At 60.8% G+C, this 18825-nt stretch carries 17 protein-coding genes; 7 read left to right on the top strand and 10 right to left on the bottom strand.

Translation table 11 applies throughout. The features are described from left to right. The first annotated feature begins 1 nt into the window (after window position 1). Genes tmk through KD146_RS06955 form a run of 5 tightly spaced genes read left to right on the top strand, consistent with a single transcriptional unit; the run spans window position 2 to window position 4883 of the window. The gene (gene tmk, locus KD146_RS06975) at window positions 2-688 is read left to right on the top strand and encodes a dTMP kinase (protein ID WP_212657988.1); all 687 of its coding nucleotides are present in this window, start codon (window positions 2-4) and stop codon (window positions 686-688) included. Continuing rightward, window positions 685-1713: an AAA family ATPase gene (locus tag KD146_RS06970; protein WP_212657987.1), complete on the top strand. Its 1029-nt coding sequence runs from the start codon at window positions 685-687 to the stop codon at window positions 1711-1713. Before tmk ends, KD146_RS06970 begins: the two co-directional genes overlap by 4 nt. Continuing rightward, window positions 1710-3260 (top strand): methionine--tRNA ligase, encoded by a 1551-nt coding sequence (gene metG, locus KD146_RS06965; protein WP_212657986.1) that lies wholly within the window; start codon window positions 1710-1712, stop codon window positions 3258-3260. Before KD146_RS06970 ends, metG begins: the two co-directional genes overlap by 4 nt. Window positions 3261-3263: 3 nt before the next feature. After that, window positions 3264-4043 (top strand): TatD family hydrolase, encoded by a 780-nt coding sequence (locus KD146_RS06960; RefSeq protein WP_212657985.1) that lies wholly within the window; start codon window positions 3264-3266, stop codon window positions 4041-4043. Window positions 4044-4046: 3 nt separating this feature from the next. After that, the gene (locus KD146_RS06955) at window positions 4047-4883 is read left to right on the top strand and encodes an MBL fold metallo-hydrolase (RefSeq protein ID WP_212657984.1); all 837 of its coding nucleotides are present in this window, start codon (window positions 4047-4049) and stop codon (window positions 4881-4883) included. A gap of 12 nt (window positions 4884-4895) precedes the next feature. Here the strand turns inward: KD146_RS06955 and KD146_RS06950 are convergent, their stop codons facing one another. The 6 genes from KD146_RS06950 to fgd all read right to left on the bottom strand — a co-directional run bounded on the left by KD146_RS06950 (window position 4896) and on the right by fgd (window position 10641). Continuing rightward, window positions 4896-5897 (bottom strand): TIGR03842 family LLM class F420-dependent oxidoreductase, encoded by a 1002-nt coding sequence (locus tag KD146_RS06950; RefSeq protein ID WP_212657983.1) that lies wholly within the window; start codon window positions 5895-5897, stop codon window positions 4896-4898. Between the two features lie 97 nt (window positions 5898-5994). Further along, window positions 5995-6783, bottom strand: coding sequence for an ABC transporter ATP-binding protein (locus KD146_RS06945; protein WP_212657982.1), 789 nt, complete (start codon window positions 6781-6783; stop codon window positions 5995-5997). Continuing rightward, complete coding sequence (locus KD146_RS06940) at window positions 6780-7799, bottom strand: putative F420-0 ABC transporter permease subunit (protein WP_212657981.1); 1020 nt, start codon at window positions 7797-7799, stop codon at window positions 6780-6782. Before KD146_RS06940 ends, KD146_RS06945 begins: the two co-directional genes overlap by 4 nt. After that, window positions 7796-8740 carry a putative F420-0 ABC transporter substrate-binding protein gene (locus KD146_RS06935; RefSeq protein WP_212657980.1) on the bottom strand — a complete coding sequence of 315 codons (945 nt, stop codon included), beginning with the start codon at window positions 8738-8740 and terminating at the stop codon, window positions 7796-7798. The genes KD146_RS06940 and KD146_RS06935 overlap by 4 nt, the downstream gene beginning before the upstream one ends. A gap of 4 nt (window positions 8741-8744) precedes the next feature. Then, a complete protein-coding gene (gene cofE / locus KD146_RS06930; protein ID WP_212657979.1) occupies window positions 8745-9581 on the bottom strand; it encodes a coenzyme F420-0:L-glutamate ligase in 837 nt (278 codons plus the stop codon). A 28-nt stretch (window positions 9582-9609) separates the two neighbouring features. Then, window positions 9610-10641 carry a glucose-6-phosphate dehydrogenase (coenzyme-F420) gene (gene fgd / locus KD146_RS06925; RefSeq protein ID WP_212657978.1) on the bottom strand — a complete coding sequence of 344 codons (1032 nt, stop codon included), beginning with the start codon at window positions 10639-10641 and terminating at the stop codon, window positions 9610-9612. A gap of 579 nt (window positions 10642-11220) precedes the next feature. On the opposite strand from fgd, the gene mazG reads away from it, so the two are divergent. Next, window positions 11221-12030: a nucleoside triphosphate pyrophosphohydrolase gene (mazG, locus tag KD146_RS06920; protein WP_212657977.1), complete on the top strand. Its 810-nt coding sequence runs from the start codon at window positions 11221-11223 to the stop codon at window positions 12028-12030. On the opposite strand, the gene hflX is transcribed toward mazG, so the two are convergent. From hflX to KD146_RS06900, 4 genes are all read right to left on the bottom strand, one after another. After that, complete coding sequence (hflX, locus tag KD146_RS06915; RefSeq protein WP_212657976.1) at window positions 12027-13400, bottom strand: GTPase HflX; 1374 nt, start codon at window positions 13398-13400, stop codon at window positions 12027-12029. The two genes, mazG and hflX, sit on opposite strands and share 4 nt — an antisense overlap. 9 nt (window positions 13401-13409) lie before the next feature. Continuing rightward, a complete protein-coding gene (gene hfq / locus KD146_RS06910) occupies window positions 13410-13661 on the bottom strand; it encodes an RNA chaperone Hfq (protein WP_046138466.1) in 252 nt (83 codons plus the stop codon). A gap of 183 nt (window positions 13662-13844) precedes the next feature. After that, window positions 13845-15227, bottom strand: a complete 1383-nt coding sequence (ntrX, locus tag KD146_RS06905; protein WP_212657975.1) for a nitrogen assimilation response regulator NtrX — start codon at window positions 15225-15227, stop codon at window positions 13845-13847. Then, the gene (locus KD146_RS06900; RefSeq protein WP_212657974.1) at window positions 15227-17560 is read right to left on the bottom strand and encodes a sensor histidine kinase NtrY-like; all 2334 of its coding nucleotides are present in this window, start codon (window positions 17558-17560) and stop codon (window positions 15227-15229) included. The genes ntrX and KD146_RS06900 overlap by 1 nt, the downstream gene beginning before the upstream one ends. 425 nt (window positions 17561-17985) lie before the next feature. Here KD146_RS06900 and KD146_RS06895 point away from each other — a divergent pair, with 425 nt between their 5' ends. After that, entirely contained in the window at window positions 17986-18822 is an 837-nt protein-coding gene (locus KD146_RS06895; RefSeq protein ID WP_212657973.1) for an alpha/beta fold hydrolase, read from the top strand. Window positions 18823-18825 lie beyond the last annotated feature (3 nt).

The following is an 18825-nucleotide window of genomic DNA, read 5'->3' as shown; positions in this document are numbered from 1 at the left end:
CATGCTCGAATCGCCCAAAGCCAATCGTGCCCGCTTCATCACCTTTGAGGGTGGTGAAGGCGTCGGCAAGTCCACGCAGGTCAAGCGCCTGCTGCAAAATCTGCAACAGCATTCTGTGCAGGCCGTGCGCACCCGCGAGCCGGGCGGTACGCCCAAGGCCGAGGCCATCCGCTCCTTCATTCTGCAGGGACGCTCGGAAAGCTGGGGGGCAGGGGCCGAAGCTGTGCTGTTTGCGGCTGCCCGGCTGGATCACGTCAACCAACTGATCGCCCCCAATCTGGCCAATGGTGTCTGGGTGTTGTCCGATCGCTTCCACGATTCCACCCGCGCCTATCAGGGCCTGACCGGTGGCGTGGACGACAAGCTCATTGCGGCCCTTGAAAGCCTGGCACTCGACGGTCACGCACCCGATCTGACCATCGTGCTCGACATGGATCCCGAAGCTGCCTTCAAGCGGGTTGCCGAACGCGCAGTCGAGGACGGACTGGCACTGACCGGCGATCGCTTCGAAAAGGAAGAGCTCGACTGGCATATTCGCCTGCGCGACGGTTTCCTCGCTATCGCCAGGGCCAACCCGGATCGCTGCATCGTCATTTCCGCCGCCCAGAATGAAGAAGCCCTTGAGGCCGCTATCTGGGAAGCCGTCAGCCAGCGCTTTCCCGAACTGCTCGCCGGGTCGCAGGCGTGACGGACCCCAATGCCCTTGATGACGTTCTGGCCCCCGAGCGCCGCCAGAAGGCCCGCGGCCATGATGCCGCCCGTACCGCCATTACCAGCCAAATCACCGATCGCCGTCTGCCCGGTGCCATTCTGCTGCACGGCCCCATGGGTATCGGCAAGGCAACTTTCGCCTTCGAACTCGCTGCCGCCATTCTGACGGCCACGGGCGACGAGCCAGCCCATCGCGTCGAGGAACAGGTCGCCGCGCTATCGCACCCCAATATCTTCCTGCTGCGGCGCCGGCCCAAGGACGCCAAGAGCTACTACACTGTCATCCGCGTCGAGGACATTCGCAGCCTGCGCGACCGCCTGCATCACACCCGGGGCAGGGCAGGGCACCGCGTCGCCATCATTGACAGCATTGATGACTGCAACCCGTCAGCCGCCAATGCGCTGCTCAAGACGCTTGAGGAACCACCGGCCGACACCACCTTCCTGCTGGTGTCGCACCGGCCCGGCCAATTGCTGCCCACGATCAAGTCGCGCTGCCACAATCTGGCGCTCAGACCCGTTGCCGCCGATGAAGTGCGCGCCATCCTGAGTGAACACGACGCCACGCTGGCCGCCGATGAGCTTGATCGCGCCATCGCCCTGTCAGGGGGCCGCCCACGGCGTGCCTTTGAAACCCTGGCTCTGGGCAAGGATTCTGCACTGGGGGCGCTGCAAACCTGGCTGAGCAATCCGGGCGAACATGCGCCCGGCGTCGCTTTCAAACTGGCCGAAACGCTGGGCGCCGATGCGCAAAGTCCCGAACTGTCCTTCGCCCGCGAAATGCTCGACGACTGGATTGCCGATGAAGCCCGCAACGCCGCCATGCAGCCCGGTGCGCGGATGCGCCTTGCCTCGGCCAACGAGCTATGGGACAAGGCCCACAGCCTGTTAGCCGATGCTGATGCGATCAATCTGGACATGAAACAGACCCTCATCGCCATCTTCGATGCGATCAGGAAGCATGTGTCCACGACCATCCCCATTTCTGCCGAGACCCAATGACCTCAAAGCCCTTTTACGTCACGACCGCGATTTCCTATCCCAATGGCGTGCCCCATATCGGCCACGCCTACGAGATGATTGCGACCGACGCGATTGCCCGTTTCAAGCGGCTTGAAGGCCGTGAGGTCTATTTCCTGACCGGTACCGACGAGCACGGCATCAAGATGGTCCAGACGGCCGCTGCGCAGGACATCACGCCGCGCGAACTGGCGGATAGAAATGCTGCCGAGTTCAAGAAACTGGCCGGTAAGCTCAACGTCTCCAATGACGACTTCATCCGCACTACCGAAGAGCGCCACCACCAGTCCAGCCAGGCCATCTGGCAAAAGATGGCGGCGTCTCACAATGGCGACATCTTCCAGTCCACCTACAAGGGCTGGTACTCCGTGCGGGACGAGGCCTATTTCGACGAAGACGAACTGACCGAGAAGGATGGCAAGCGCTTTGCCCCCTCGGGCGCCCAGGTCGAATGGGTAGAGGAGCCAACCTATTTCTTCCGCCTGTCCGCCTATCAGGACAAGTTGCTGGCACTCTATGAGTCCAACCCCGATTTCATCGCGCCCAAAGAGCGCCGCAACGAGATCATTTCCTTCGTCAAAGGCGGACTGAAGGATCTCTCGATCTCGCGCACCACCTTTGACTGGGGCATTCCGGTGCCCGATGCCCCCGGCCACGTCATGTATGTCTGGGTCGATGCGCTGACCAATTATATCAGTGGTCTGGGTTTCCCCGATGAAGCCGCCGAACTGTTCAAGAAATTCTGGCCCGCCGATCTGCATGTGATCGGCAAGGACATCATCCGCTTCCACACGGTCTACTGGCCCGCTTTCCTGATGAGCGCCGGCATCGACGTCCCCCATCGCGTCTTTGCCCATGGCTTCCTTACCGTGGACGGCCAGAAGATGAGCAAGTCACTGGGCAATGTGATCGATCCTTTCGTGCTGATCGAGGAGTTTGGCCCGGACGCGCTGCGTTATTTCCTGCTGCGCGAAGTCTCCTTCGGTCAGGATGGCGACTATAGCCGCGACAAGCTGGTGAACCGCGTCAATGCCGACCTTGCCAACAATCTGGGCAATCTGGCGCAGCGCTCGCTGTCGATGATCAACAAGAATTGCGACGCCAAGGTCCCCAGCTTCGGTGACATGACCCCGGCCGATCTTGAGCTGATCCAGGAAGTCGACGCCGCCATCGAACAGGCCCGCAAGGCCATGGACGAGCAATTGGTGCATGAGGCGAGCGGCGCCATCGTCGCGGCGTTGAGCTCGGCCAATAACTACTTTGCCGGCCAGGAACCCTGGGCTCTCAAGAAGACGGATCCAGAGCGCATGGCCACGGTACTCTACGTCACGGCCGACACCGTACGCCGCCTGACCATTCCCATGCTTGCCTTCGTGCCGGCTTCGGCCGAGCGCCTGCTCGACCAGTTGATGGTGCCCCAGGGCGAGCGCCTGCTGGCCCATGCGCTGGAGCACAACAAGCTGCAGCCTGGCACCGAACTGCCGGCACCGCAGGGCGTTTTTGCCCGCATCGAGCGCAAGGCAGACTAGGCCATGTTGATCGACAGCCACTGCCATCTGGACTTCGAAGCCCTGACCAATGACATCGACGGTGTGATGGCGCGTGCCGCCGCCGCCGGCGTCACCGGAATGGTCACGATATCCACACATGTGGAAAAGTTCTCCACATACATCGCACTGGCCGAACGCTTCGACAATGTCTGGTGCTCCGTCGGCACCCACCCGCACCACGCCGATGAAGAGCTGCACATCCAGACCGACGATCTGGTGCGGCTTTCGGCCCACCCACGCTGCGTTGCCATCGGGGAGGCCGGCCTGGACTACTTCTATGACAACGCCCCGCGCCAGGCTCAGGCCACCGGGCTGCGTCGTCATATTGCCGCTGCGCGCATTACCGGTCTTCCACTGGTTATCCACAGCCGCAAGTGCGACGACGACATTGCGGCGATCCTCAAGGACGAAAGCGGGCAGGGGGCATTCCCCTTCCTGCTGCACTGCTTTACCGCCGGCACGGATCTCGCCCGAACCGCGCTGGATCTGGGTGGCTATATCTCCTTCTCGGGCATCATCACCTTCAAGAACGCCGAAGAAATTCGTGACGTCGCCAAATTCGTGCCAGCTAATCGCTATCTGGTCGAAACCGATGCTCCCTATCTGGCGCCCATTCCGCATCGCGGCCAATCCAACGAGCCCAGCTTTGTCCGTTACACAGCTGAAAAGGTCGCCGAGGTGCGCGGTGTCAGCCTTGAACAACTCGGCGCCGAGACGACCGCCAACTTCGCGCGTCTATTCTCAAAAACCGGACTGGCCTGACCCATGCCGGCCGCGCAACGGATCATTGCGACCATTCTGGGCTGCGGCTCATCGGGCGGCGTGCCGCGCATTGGCAATGTCTGGGGCGCCTGCGACCCTGACGAACCCCGCAACCGGCGTCGGCGCTGCTCGCTGCTGATCGAGGGTTGGACCGATGGCAGCGAGGTGCCCACGCGTGTATTGATCGACACCGGATGCGATCTGCGCGAACAATTGCTTGATGCCGGCGTCGATAGCGTTGATGCCGTGCTTTATACCCACGAACATGCCGACCACACCCATGGCATTGATGATCTGCGCGTTCTGGCGCTGCACAATCGTCGCCGGGTCGATGTCTATTTCACGCAGGCGGCGGGCGACCGTATTCGCGAAGCCTTTGGCTATTGCTTTTCCAGCCCCAAGGGCAGCGACTATCCGCCCATTCTCAATGCCCATGAAATCGTGGCAGGCCAGCATCTGAGCATCGATGGTCCGGGCGGTACTCTTGATATTTCCGCCTTTGAGCAGGAGCACGGCAATATCAACTCGCTCGGCTTCCGCATTGCTGGACTTGCCTATTCCTGCGATCTGTCCGGCTTTCCAGATGCCTCCCACGCCGCCCTGACCGGTCTTGATCTGTGGATCGTGGATGCCTTGCGGCCCACGCCGCACCCCAGCCATCTCAGCCTGCCCGAAACGCTGGACTGGATCGAGCGCTTTGCGCCGCGCCAGGCCGTGTTGACCGATATGCATATCGACCTCGACTATGCCCGGCTCGACGCGGAAACGCCGGCGCACATAACGCCGGCGTTCGATGGCATGAGAATTGACGTCGTAACCGGCACCATCCTCAATCGCTAAGCGGTCCGCCTGTTAGCGAAACGCCGGGATCACGTGTCGGCCATAGCCGGCAATGATCTCTTCCTCATCGCCACTATCGAGATAGATGTTGAATTGCGTGATGCCCGCAGCCTTGAGCGCATGCATCTTGGCAATGTGCTCCTCGGGCTCGCCAAGCACACAGAAGTTCTCCACCACGTCGGGCGTGATGAAATCCAGGAACGGGTTATCGGCCTGACCATGCTTGGAATAGTCGTAGCCGCGACGCTTTTCGATATAGCTGGTCAGGCTGGCTGGCACCTGATCGCTGTCGGCGCCATATTTTTCGACAATATCAGCCACGTGATTGCCCACCATGGCGGGGAACCACTTCGTGGCCTCGATAGCGCGGGCCTTGTCGCCGAAATAGGCGGGGGCAGCAGCCATAGAGCGGTAATTGCTCATATCCTTGCCTGCGGCCTTGCCCGCATCCAGACACTGGTCCGTGAACCATTTGCATAGCCCGGGATCTGCCAGCTGCAGCACCACGCCATCGGCATGTTCACCGGCGGTTTTCAGCGCCAGCGGACCATAGGCGGCAATCCAGCTCGGCATGTCGTGGCCAACGGCCCACGGGAACTGGACGGGCTCGGGGATGTCATCATAGGTGACAGCCTCGCCGCGAACCATGGCGCGGGTCTTTTCGATGAATTCCGCAACACGGGCCAGCTTGGCTGGCTTTTTGCCCATCACCCGGCGCGAACTGTCGCCGCGACCAACAGCCAGATCAAAGCGTCCGCCACTCTGCTTGGACAGCGAACCGAACAGCGACGCGGCCACCGACCAGTCGCGCACATCGGGATTGGTCACCAGCGGACCAAACCGCATATCGGTTGTGTGTTCCATGCACATGGCAATGGCGGCGTAACAGTCGCGCCACAGAATGTGTGAATCGTAGAACCAGCAATAGGTGAAGCCAGCATATTCAGCAGCGCGCACCAGGTAACGCGCCCGTTCGGGTTCAATGAAACCCTTGAAGGTGATTCCGAATTCCATAGAGCCCTCCGACTATCGATCGATCAGAAATTTGACCAGCTGATCAAAATTTTGGTCGGGGCCGACGCTAATGTCAATCGCATTTGCGCAACGTCCCTCAATCAGATGGCAGATCATAGGCAATCATCGGCCGTCCTGAATGCGGATGCGCCAGAACGCTCGCCTTGACGGCATAGACATCGGCCAGCAGGGCAGGGGTCAACACCGCCTGGGGTGAACCCTGAGCCACTTGCCGGCCGTGATGGAGGACCACCAGCTCGTCACAGAACGCTGCCGCCAGATTGAGATCATGCAACGCCAGCAAAACCGTCGCGCCGGCCTGCGCCCGCTGCCGCAGCAGGTTGAGAATGCTCAATTGCGCATGCACATCAAGGTGATTGGTGGGCTCATCCAGAATCAGCAATTGCGGCTGCTGGGCCAAGGCTCGCGCCACCTGCAGACGCTGTTGTTCGCCACCCGAAAGCGTCTGGTATTGCCGCTCGGCAAAGCCGGTCATGCCCACGGCAGCCAGCGCCGCATCGGCTGCGGCATCATCCTGCGGGCCCGCCGTTGATTGCCAGAGCGATTGAAACGGAATACGGCCCAGCATCACCACTTCGCGGGCACTCAGATGCACCTCGCTCGCGCCGCTCTGTTCGACGAACGCGCTCATTTGCGCCCGATCCCGCCGCGCCATGGCAGGCAGATCAGCGTCACCAAAGCGAATTGAACCGCTATCCATGGCAACGAGCCCCAGAGCCGCCCGCATTAATGTCGATTTCCCGGCGCCATTGGGACCAATCAGACCGGTCAATCGGCCTGCGCGCGCTGCACAGCTGACGCCATCAAGCAGCGTGCTTTGCCCGGCGCGCACCACCACTTCGCTGAACGCCAGCCCCGCGCTCATGTCACCCGCCGATAGCGCAACAGTACGAGCAGAAAGATCGGCGCGCCCAGTAGAGCGGTGATGATCCCCACCGGCAATTCACGCGGCGAGAACAGGCTGCGCGCTGCGGTATCGGTCCACACCATGAAGATGGCACCCACCAGCATGGTCACCGGCAACAGCACCCGATGGCGCGAACCGGTCCCCAGGCGCACCACATGAGGAATGATCAGGCCCACAAAACCGATCGCGCCGCCAATGGCAACGAGCGCACCGGTCAGCAGCGCCGTGGCACCCAGCAGCACCCAGCGCAACTGGGCCACATCGATCCCCAGCGTCGCCGCCGCCGCGTCACCAAAGGCAAAGGCATCAAGCGAGCGGCCACTCATCAGCATCGGCACACCGAGCAGCACGACGGCGCTCAGGACAATGCCCGCATCACCCCAACCAGTGCCACTGAGCGAGCCCATCAACCAGCTCAGGATTTCACGATAGGAATCACCCGTCGCCGACCAGAAGATCAAAAAGGATGTTCCTGCTGCCGCCAGCGCTGAAATGGCAATGCCCGCCAGAATGGCCCGCGACGGCGTGGCGCCACCCAGAAGCCTTGTGATCAGTAACGTCAGCGCCATGGCGGCCCCGGCACCCAGAAACGCCCCGATCGGCATCAGCAAGGCCGCCCCGGCTAGCAAAAACACCACGGCCCCGAACGAGGCACCGGACGAAAGGCCCAGCAGATAGGGATCCGCCAGCGGATTGCGGGTCAGCGCCTGCATGATGGCGCCACATAGCGCCAGCCCCGCGCCAATCCCGGCGGCAACCAGTACGCGTGGCAGCCGCAATTCCCAGATGATCGCATCGCGCAGCCGCGTCACCGGACTGTCCATCGGCAAGCCGAAATGGTTGCCAATGGTCTGCCAGACCTCCTGCGGCGCTATATCGGCGGGCCCAAAGGTCACCGCCAACACCACGCTCGCCAGCAATAGCGCCCACAGCCCGGCGCCAAGCGCTATCCGAGGGCCGCGGGTCAAACTCATTTTAAGAAGGACAACGCCGCCAGTTGCGCCGCCATATCGGCTGTCGCCCCGACATTGCGCACCCCGGCCTCGGAGGCCGGGAACGGCACCACAAGGTACCGCTCGTGAATGACCGCATCGAGCTGACTGGTAATCGGATTCTCGGCGAGCAATTGCTTCTTTTGGTCCACCGAATTCCACGCCGCATCAACCAGGATGATCACGTCGGGATTGGCATCGACAATGGCTTCCCAGCTGGCCGAAACCCAGCCTTCGTCGACATCACCCATGATATTGTTCAGTCCCAGCGCTGCCATCATCATGGCCGGCGCATTGCTGCCCGCTCCGACATAGGGCGCCTTGGTGCCTGACGAATACCACAGCACGCTCAGCCCACGATCGTCGGCGGGGATGGCGGCGAGTGCTTCCTGCTGTTCGGCAATCAGCGCGTCTGCTGCCGAAGATGCATCAAATATCGCGCCCATCTCGGCGATATCGGCAAACAGGCCGTCAAAGCTCAGCTTGGCCGGCTTGATCGAGCGACAGGCAGCCGGCGAGACATAACTGGCGACACCCAGGCTGGCCAGGCTGGCCCGTTCGCCAGCGCCGTCCGCCGCAAAATTGCTTTCCCAGCCGCCATAGATGAGGTCGGGCTCCACTTCGAGCACCACTTCCTGCGATGGCAGCTTTTCAGCCAGCACCGGCAGCGCCCCAGCGCCGACCGCCCAGGCCTGTGGCACCGGACCATCCTGAAAACCCACGCCGACAATCCTGTTACCCAGACCAAGGGCCAGCAACATTTCGGTGGCTGTCGACTTGATCGTCACCACGCGCTTGGGCGCTGCGTCGAACACGACGGACACGCCGCAGTTCTCGATGCTCAAGGGATAGCTGGTCTGGGCCAGCACTGGCGCGGCAGACAGCGACACGGCGGCAAATGCCGCGAGAAAAGAGGCACGCATGGCTTTAATCCTGCCGTTGTTTGACGCGTTTTGAGGTGGTCTGGCCGCCATCGCGCAGCTCGGCCAGCGCGGCTTCATAACCCAGGCGATAAGCCTCGGCAGAGCCAAAGCGGAACATGTCATCATCGACCGAACGCACCAGCGTACGGGCGCCAGGCGCATCGACATCGGTGACCAGACGACCCAAACCGCGCACCACGGCAATGGGAATGCCTGTGGCCTTGCCCTTGACCAGATCGGTGGCGCCGGCCAGTTCATCAGCCAACACTGTAATGGTCACCTGCAACGGACGCCCATTGGCATCGACGCCGCCGCGCATGTCATCTGTAACCATCACGCCAGCAGCGCCAATAGCCACATCGGTCTGACCGACGCGCCAAGGCCGCCCCATGGTGTCGGTGATGATGAGGCCAAGCGTGATCCCCAGGCGCTCCCGTAGGCCAGCACACATCGCCCGTGCCGAAGCATCGGGATCCTCTGGCAGCCGCAGGGCAATTCCATCAGGCACATTGGACGTATCCACGCCTGCAGCAGCCATGATCAGGCCATGACGGGTCTCGACGATCTGCGTCACGCCACCGGGATGCACGCGCTCGGCCACGACGCGCACCGTATCCTGCGCAATGACCTTCTCGCGATCCGCGGCAGGAAATTGCCGACCTTCCGCCTTGGAAACGATCTTGCTGGTCACCACCAGAATATCGCCATCGCGCAGTGCTGCTTCTGGATCGTCCGCTTCCTGCGCGGCGACGGCCTGCAGGATGTGGCTGACCAGATCATCACCGGCACCAATTTCGGGGACACCAGTAACGCCCCACACCGTAAATCGCGGCAAACTCATCGCATCGTCCCGTATCGAGGGCAGGGGGCTACTGCCCGGCTGGCGCCAATGCGCGCAAGCGCGGCAGAATTTCCTTGGCATAGAGCGCCAGGAAGCGGCTCTGATCATCACCTGGTGCATGGAATACCAGATGATCAAAGCCATAATCCATATAGGTCTTGATGGCGCTCACATGCTCATCCGGATCGCTCGAGACGATCCAGCGCTTCGCAATACGCTCAATCGGCAGTTCGGACGCGAGGCGCTCCATTTCCGCAGGATCTTCGATCGAGTGTTTTTCCTCCGCCGTCAGCGATAGCGCCGCCCAGCCACGCGTGTTCTCCAGCGCCGCCTCAGGATCGGTATCGAACGAGACTTTCACTTCAATCATCCGCTCGAAAGGCTTGTCAGCCAACGCGGATTCTTCGCGGCCAAGCGCCACATTGGGCAGCAGTTTGTCGACGTAAAGCTCTTCGCCCTTGCCTGATGTACAGATGAAACCGTCGCCGGCGCGGCCAGCATATTTCGCGTTCAAAGGCCCGCCAGCGGCCAGATAGATCGGCACCATTTCGTCGGGCTTGTCATAGATCGTGGCGTTCTGCGTCTTGTAGTATTCGCCCTCGAACGTCACGCGGTCCTCGCTCCACAGCTGTCGGATCAAGGCCACAGCTTCGCGCATACGGGCCGACCGTTCCTTGAGTTCGGGCCAAACCATGCCGGTCGATGGCACCTCGTTGAGCGACTCGCCGGTACCGACGCCCAGAATGACCCGGCCGGGAAACATCGAACCCAACGTACCAAAGGCATGCGCCACAACCGACGGATGCAGGCGGAATGTCGGTGTCAGCACCGACGTGCCCAATATGATCCGTTCGGTCTTGGCCAGCACCGCGGCCATCCAGGCGGGTGCGAACGGCGCATGGCCGTCGGTATGCTTCCAGGGCTGAAAGTGATCGCTGACAAACACCGAGTCGAACCCGGCTTGCTCGGCCTCGATGGCGAATTTCAGCAACGTGTTGGGCGCGAATTGCTCAGCAGAAGCCTTGTATCCGAAACGCACATCGTCCTCCTTGGCAGCCATGGCTGGTCATGTCGTGGCAGCGAGTTTTGACCAAACGGTCAAATCTGTCCATCGGATTCGTACATTTTGGCACGAACTGATAAAAAGCCACGCAAATTGCTGCCTTCTGGGCCGTTTTCAAATCCGTATAAGTTCCATAATATATATTATGCGAATAACGGGTATCTGAATTATGTGCCCGGTATGCACGCCCGGTCACCTGTTACTACTCTTGCGCTCAGGCCGAATTGTTGACCCCGGTGACGCCACCGACCCCATCACCTAACTGTGCCCGTACGGAACTGTCCGATTAGACGCGACAGCGCGGCACTACGGACTGGATCTGTGCCCGCCGCGCATCGAACGCCCGACATTCCTTGCCGGTGTCAGCGTGGTCATAGCGGGTTGGAACCTGTGAGCAACTGAGCAATTTGCATGTCAGCACGCAGGCCCTGAAAACCGGGAGTCGTGGCGAAACAATCAGGCTTGGCAACTGCACAGCGGCAATTTTCGCCCGCACCACCCGGCAAGGTTGGCGACATCACCGTCCTCGACGCGTTACCGTCGCTTTGTGATTCCAAAGCCAGTGAAAGCGTCCCCATGCAGCCCTCACGCGACATCTCACGCCTGATCGAAATCATGGCCGCCCTGCGTAACCCCGATGGTGGCTGCCCATGGGATCTGGAGCAGGATTTCTCCAGCATTCGCCACTATACGATCGAGGAAGCCTATGAGGTTTCAGACGCTATCGAGCGCGAAGATTATGATGATCTGCGCGAGGAACTGGGCGACTTGCTGTTGCAGCCGATCTACCACGCCCAGATGGCCACCGAGGCTGGCCATTTCGACATTGGTGACGTCATCTACGGCATCACCCAGAAACTGATCCGCCGCCATCCACACGTATTTGGGGAAGACGCCGCTCAGGGCGCTGAAATGGCCAAAGGTCGCTGGGAAGCCATCAAGGTCGAGGAGCGCGCCGCCAAAGCGGCCCGCAAGGGTGATATCACCCCTTCCCTTCTTGACGATGTGCCCCATGTCCTGCCGGCTTTGGCCCGTGCCGAAAAGCTTACCAAGCGCGCGGCCAAAGTGGGCTTTGACTGGCCCGATTTCGCGTCAGTGCAGGCCAAGGTCGCCGAGGAACTGGCCGAAGTGAGCGAAGCGCACCAGCGTCAGGATCAGGCGGCGGTGCACGAGGAAATTGGCGACCTGCTGTTTGCTGTCGCCAATCTGGCCCGTCAGGCCGGTGTCGATGCCGAGGGCGCCCTGCGCGACGCCAACTTCAAGTTCACCCGCCGCTTTCATCACGTCGAGCAGCGCTGCCGAGAAGATGGCGTTGACCCCAAGGATGCCGGGCTCGACCGCCTGGACGGCTACTGGAATGAAATCCGCGCCGCCGACAAGCTCTAGGCGTCTGAGCTGTCGATCCGGCCGTTGAAGCGTTCCAGGAACGCCGTCTTGTGGCGTGGCTCGACCCGCACCATGAATCCGGTGCCCTGCTCGGTGGGTTCGTCGCGCGAAATCACTTCGGTATGCGAATGCAGCCAGCCAATATCGCCACCGGCGCTATGCGGCACATGCACGTGATAGCTGCGGCTTTTTTCGCCCAGTGCCGTCTCGACCGCCAACGCCAGCGCATCAAGCCCCTGCCCGGTTAGCGCGGAAACCGGCACAACGGCGGCAACCTTGCTGGCCGGCGCAATACTGGCCAGCGCGTCTTCGAGCGCCAGACCGCCCTGCCCCAACAGGTCGATCTTGTTCCACACCTCAATGATCGGCGTGGTTTCGGCCAGCACGCCCAGATCGCCCAGCACACTGATAACGTCCTGCGCCTGGGCCAGATGGTCCGGGTTGGCTATGTCGCGCGCGTGCAGGATCACATCGGCGTCGATCACCTCTTCCAGCGTCGCGCGGAAAGCGGCCACCAGATCGGTTGGCAGGTCTGCCACAAAGCCCACCGTGTCACTGAGCATGATCTCGCGCCCATGCGGCAGCGCCAGCTTGCGCACCGTGGTGTCCAGCGTCGCGAACAGCAGGTCCTTGGCAAACACTTCCGAGCGCGTCATCGCGTTGAACAGGCTTGATTTACCAGCATTGGTGTAGCCCACCAGCGCCACGATCGGTGTGCCTTCGCGCTGCGAACGCTGCTGCATGCGGGTCTTTTTGACCTTCTCCAGTCGGTCTTCAAGCAGCACGATACGATCCATGATCTGGCGTCGATCGCTTTCAATCTGGGTTTCACCAGGGCCACCCATAAAGCCGCTGCCGCCACTGCCGCGCTGGCGTTCAAGGTGGGTCCAGGACCGTACCAGACGACCCTTCTGATAGTTCAGATGCGCCAACTCGACCTGCAACACACCTTCACGCGTGGCAGCCCGGTCGCCAAAGATTTCAAGGATCAACCCGGTCCGGTCCAGCACCTTGGCCGCGGTTTCCTTCTCCAGATTGCGCTGCTGAATGGCAGTCAGCTGCGCATCGATCAGCAACAGGTCAATCTTGTCTTCCTTGACCTTGCCGGCCAGCGTTTCGGTGTGACCGCCACCGATAAACGTCGCCGGCTTGATCTCGCGCACCTTGACCACTTCGGAGAACTGAACGTCCAGGCCGATGGCCCCGGCCAGTCCCTCAAATTCGGCCTGTCGCGCTTCAATGGAGTGCTGCGAAAAATGCCCGCGCACATCCGGCACAACAATGCCCACCCGAAATGGCTGGTCTCGCTGGTCAATAAACGCCTTTGGGCCGCCCTTCTGGACGGCCCCTTCATCGTCGAATTCGCTCATAAAAACTCGTTAGTCGCTGTCTTGGTTCTGCTCGGGATCGAACAGCTGGATCGGTGCCCCCGGCATAATGGTCGAGATAGCATGCTTGTAGACCAACTGCGACTGCGCATCACGGCGCAGCAGCAGGCAGAAATTGTCGAACCAGGTAATCACGCCCTGCAATTTGACGCCATTCACGAGGAAGATCGTGACTGGCACCTTCTGCTTGCGCACGTGATTGAGAAAGGAATCCTGCAGGTTTTGCTGCTTTTCGCTGGGCATTGAGGCCTCTAATTCGCGGCATTGCTTGTCGCTGTTGTCGTTGCGCTTGCTCGCCTACCGGCAATCGAACTGCCGCCCAGTCCGCACCGGTGTGCATTCACCACACATTAAGCACTATGGCACAGATGCATTTTCGTGCCTACCCGACCAACTGCATGGCCGGGTCTAAAAATTGGGCCTTGTCTAGAGACCCAGCGACTTGATCTTGCGGTGCAAAGCACTGCGCTCCATCCCCACAAATTCGGCAGTTTTGGAGATATTACCCCCGAACCGTTCAATCTGTGCCAGCAGATATTGCCGTTCGAACACTTCGCGGGCCTCACGCAAGGGCAGGCTCATCAGATGGGCCGAGGCATCGGTATCACCGACGGTTGGCAGCACCTCGCCAATGTCCGATGGCAGCATGGCGGCGGTAATCACGCCATCCTCAGGTTGCTGGTCCTTCATCAGGATCAGCAACCGCTCGATGGAATTGCGCAATTGCCGCGCATTGCCGGGCCATTCCTGGGCCTGCAACACGGCCATCGCATCATCACCCACCACCAGACGCTGCAGATTGTGCATCCGCGCCACCTGTTCGATGAACACGTTGACCAGCGGTGGCACGTCTTCGCGACGCTCCTTGAGCGGGATCAGCGGCAATGGCACGATCGACAGGCGATGGAACAGATCGGAGCGGAATTCTCCGCTTTCCACCTGCGCCGCCACGTTCTGCGAACTTGAGGCGATGATCCGCACGTCAATCGGCACGGCCTGGGTACCGCCCACCCGGTTGAACCGGTTTTCCACCAGCGTGCGCAGTAGTGCTGCCTGCGTCTGGGCCGGCAGTGTCGTCACCTCAGACAGATACAGCGTGCCGCCATGCGCACGCTCCAGTGCACCGACCTCGACATTGAGAATGCCGCTCTTGTCGCGCGTTTCGCGCCCGAACAGCACGACCGGCACTTCCTCGGGTGCATAGAGCGACGCATTGATCTCGATAAACGGCGATTCAGCGCGCGGACTACGGTGATGGATCAGCCGCGCTACCAGTCCCTTGCCCGCTCCCGATGGGCCGGAAATGAATATCCGCGAATTGGTCGGCGCCGATTTCTCAATAATGCCTTTGACGTTCTGCAGCGCCGTGGACGTTCCCACCATGTCTGCGCTCTTGGTGGCCGACCGCTCCTTGAGTTCGGCCACTTCGGTGCGCAGGCGCGTCGCCTCCATGGCACGCTGGGTAATGTGCAACAGGCGATCAATCTTGAACGGCTTTTCAATGTAGTCATACGCGCCGCGCCGGATCGCCGACACGGCGGTCTCCACATTGCCATGACCCGAAATCATCACCACCGGCATGTCGGGGTGCTGGCTCTGAAACACATCAAGCAGCTGCAACCCGTCGAGCCGCGACCCCTGCATCCAGATGTCGAGAAACACCAGGCTGGGCCGGCGACGGGCAATTTCATTCAGCCCGCTATCGGCATCGTGCGCCTGCCGCGCCTCAAAACCCTCATCCTCCAGAATGCCGGCGATCAGATCGCGGATATCGTCTTCGTCGTCGATGATCAAAATATCGAGTGCCATTACTTCTGATCAGCCGCTGAAATGAGCGACTCCTCCTGTTGGGCAGATTGAGCGGGCGACTCAGCCCCCTCCTCTGCCGCTGACGTCTTGATGGGAGACTGCAAAGGCAGTGTGAACGTAACGCAGGCGCCGATGCGCCCGGTTGCATCGGGTTCGGCGTCAACCAGCTCGACGATGCCGCCATGCTGCTCGATGATCCGGGCAACGATCGCCAGACCCAGACCGGTGCCCTTTTCGCGGGTGGTCATATAGGGCTCAAGCAGCCGTTGCCGGTTTTCCTTGGGCCAGCCCTTGCCATTATCGGACACTGAAACCCGGGCATGATTGCCTTCAATATGCCCGTCCACAAGAATCCTGGGCTGCAGATCCTCGCTGCGATCAACCATCTCGAATGCCTCCACGGCATTTTTGATCAGATTGGTCAGCGTCTGCGAAATCAGCCGGTTATCGCACCAGGCATAGATCGCCTCCTCGGGCAGCGTGGTTTCAATGGTGATTTCGGGCAGCCGCACGCTTTCCAGGAACACCGCCTGGCGCACGATATCGGACAGATCCGAGATCTCCGGCGCCGCTTCAGGCATGCGGGCAAAGGCCGAGAACTCGTCGACCATACGTCCGATATCGCCCACCTGCCGCACAATGGTGTTGATGCATTTGTCGAACACCTCGCGATCATCCTCCAGCTTGGAGCCATAGCGGCGCCGCAGGCGTTCGGCCGATAGCTGAATGGGAGTCAGCGGGTTCTTGATCTCGTGTGCAATGCGCCGCGCCACGTCGGCCCAGGCACTGGTGCGCTGCGCTGACTCAAGATCGGTAATGTCGTCAAAGGTCAACACATAGCCCTTGGACTCGGTAATCGAACCCTCGCGGGTCAGCTGCACCTGATAGGTGCGGCGGTCGGTTTCATTGCCCAGATGAATCTGGTCGCGTACCTGACCACGCCGCGCCGAGCGCGCCCGCTCCAGAATGGGCGCCAGCTGCGGCATTGCCACTTCGATCCGCTCCCCCATCAGTCCGATTTCGTCGCGCTCCAGCATCTCGCAGGCCCGGGCATTGACCAGCGTCACCGTACCAAACGGGTCCAGTCCGATAATGCCCGCAGACACACCTTCCACCACGGCCTCGGTGAACTGTCGCCGCTTCTCGTTCATTTCATTGGCAGCCAGAAGTGCCTCACGCTGATGTTTAAGTTGCAGCGTCATGAGGTTGAAACCGTTAGACAAATCGCGCAGATCACCCTTGCCTTCCTGCACCGGAACCTGCACATCAAGATCACCACCACGCACCCGTGTCGAAGCAATCATCAGGTTTCGAATGGGATCAACAAACCGGTTGGCGAGCGCAATACCGATCCACAGCGCTGCCAGCAGCAGCACCACGGCCAGACCGACATACATGATGGTGAAGGTGATCTGAAACACCAGCCGGTTCGAGGCGTATTGCCGGTACTCAGTGATGTTCTCGTCGGTCAGCCGCATATATTCGAGCACTTCGGCTTCGACCGGTCGCGCCACGAACAGGAACGTGTCGTCATAGCCACGCAGCTTGATCACAGAGCCGACCAGATTGACCCGCCCCGGTGCAATGGCCGCCGGGATGCCCTCGACCAGCCCGACCGTGATCCCCTCGGGCAATTTGGGATAGGCCCCCTGCACCGCGATCTGCGCCCGGGCCAGGGTCTCCCCCTGCCCGTTGACCAGCGAGGTAAAGGGCAATGACCGGGTCACGGCCAGCGCGGTCAGAATACGCTGAAACCGCTCGGGATCACTGTCGTAGGTATCCTTAGCCTGTTCCAGCTCGGTCGCCGTCCAGATGATATCATCGCGCAGCACCTGAGCGTGCTCGAGCATGTAGGAGCGGGCGACCAGCCGCGAGCTCTCAACCATGGCGCGTGTGCGCTCGCTGAACCACTGATCCAGCCCCTGATTGAGTGCGATTGTCGCCACCACGGCAACGATTGCCGCAGGAATGGCCGCGACCAGGGCAAACATCGTCACCATGCGGATCTGCATCCCCGCGCCGGCCTGCTTGCGCATGCGCGCCTGGAACAGCAACGCCGCTTCGGTGACCACCAGTGCGATCACCAGCAGCACCAGCACGCCGGTGACAATCCAGATTACCGTCCACACTGTGGTCGATGGCTCGATATTGGTGGTGCCCGACAGGATCAGGAACGAGATCGAGGACATCAGCACCGATGCAACGACCACGACAAAGCCCAGCACGCGAAGGGGCCGATTGTTCCGCATGTTGAACAATGGCGCGCGCGCACTCTTGCCGGCATCGTGTGAGATGCGCTCTGGCTCGTCCTCGATCGTGGCTATGTCACTCATTAATGCCGGGTGGCACTCCATATCCGCCGCAAGCCGCGAGCCTGACGCAATTCGGCGGACCCTTCAAGATAAATGTTGCCAAAATGTGACACTGACCACAGGCCACTCTGATTGAACGAATGCGCAGCGACCGGTCCACCACCATCGAGCCACTCACCTTGGGCAGATCAGCCCCGCTAAAACTGCCACAATTCCGTCGCCCCAAAGCTGCTACACAATACCTCGCCATGGCCCGTCAGGCGTTTGATTTGAAACAGCATGACGGGGTGAGCAAGCCGCACGTGACTTGAGTTTTGCTGGCCTCTGGGTCTGTTCTGTCTTTGGTACCACGCCCGGCCCCAATCCCTTGATCCCGCGTATCTTGCTTCCGTCACTGACGGGCCCTGCATCAACGGCGTTGTGCCGTTTTCAAGGAGCCTTTTGCAATGACCAATAGCTTCATAACCACTCCAGACGGCGTCGAACTTTTCTACAAGGATTGGGGTCCGCGCGATGCCCAGCCTATCGTATTCCACCATGGCTGGCCGCTCTCGTCCGACGACTGGGATACCCAGATGCTGTATTTTCACAGCCAGGGATATCGGGTCATTGCCCATGACCGTCGCGGCCATGGGCGGTCTACACAAGTATCGGACGGCCACGACATGGCGCACTATGTGGCCGATATTGCCGCACTGACCGAAAAACTGGACCTGCGCAACGCCGTCCATATCGGTCACTCGACCGGAGGCGGTGAAGCTGCAGCCTATGTGGCCAGACGCGGCAATGGGCGCGTTGCCAAGCTTATCATGCTCGCCGCTGTCCCACCCATCATGGTCAAGACCGACTCCTATCCCGACGGCCTGCCCATGGAAGTCTTTGACGGCCTGCGGGCGCAACTGGCCGCCAATCGCAGCAAGTTCTACGACAATCTGGCCAGCGGCCCGTTCTATGGCTTCAACCGGCCTGATGCGGTTGTGGATACAGCCTTGGCCCGCAATTGGTGGCGACAGGGCATGATGGGCGGCGCCAAGGCGCACTATGACGGCATCAAGGCCTTCTCCGAAACCGACTTTACAGATGATCTCAAGGTTATCAGCGTCCCGACACTGATTGTGCATGGTGATGACGACCAGATCGTGCCGATCGGCAACTCGGCACACCTGTCAGCAAAGCTGGTCAGCGGTGCCGAACTCAAGGTCTATCCGGGCTATCCACACGGACTGATGACCGTCCATGCCGATATCATCAACCCTGACATGCTGGCCTTCATCCGGTCTTGATCA

Source organism: Devosia litorisediminis (assembly GCF_018334155.1).
Classification (GTDB): Bacteria; Pseudomonadota; Alphaproteobacteria; order Rhizobiales; family Devosiaceae; genus Devosia; species Devosia litorisediminis.
Note: the sequence above shows the minus strand (reverse complement) of the source record. Positions and strands in the feature narration are given on the sequence as shown.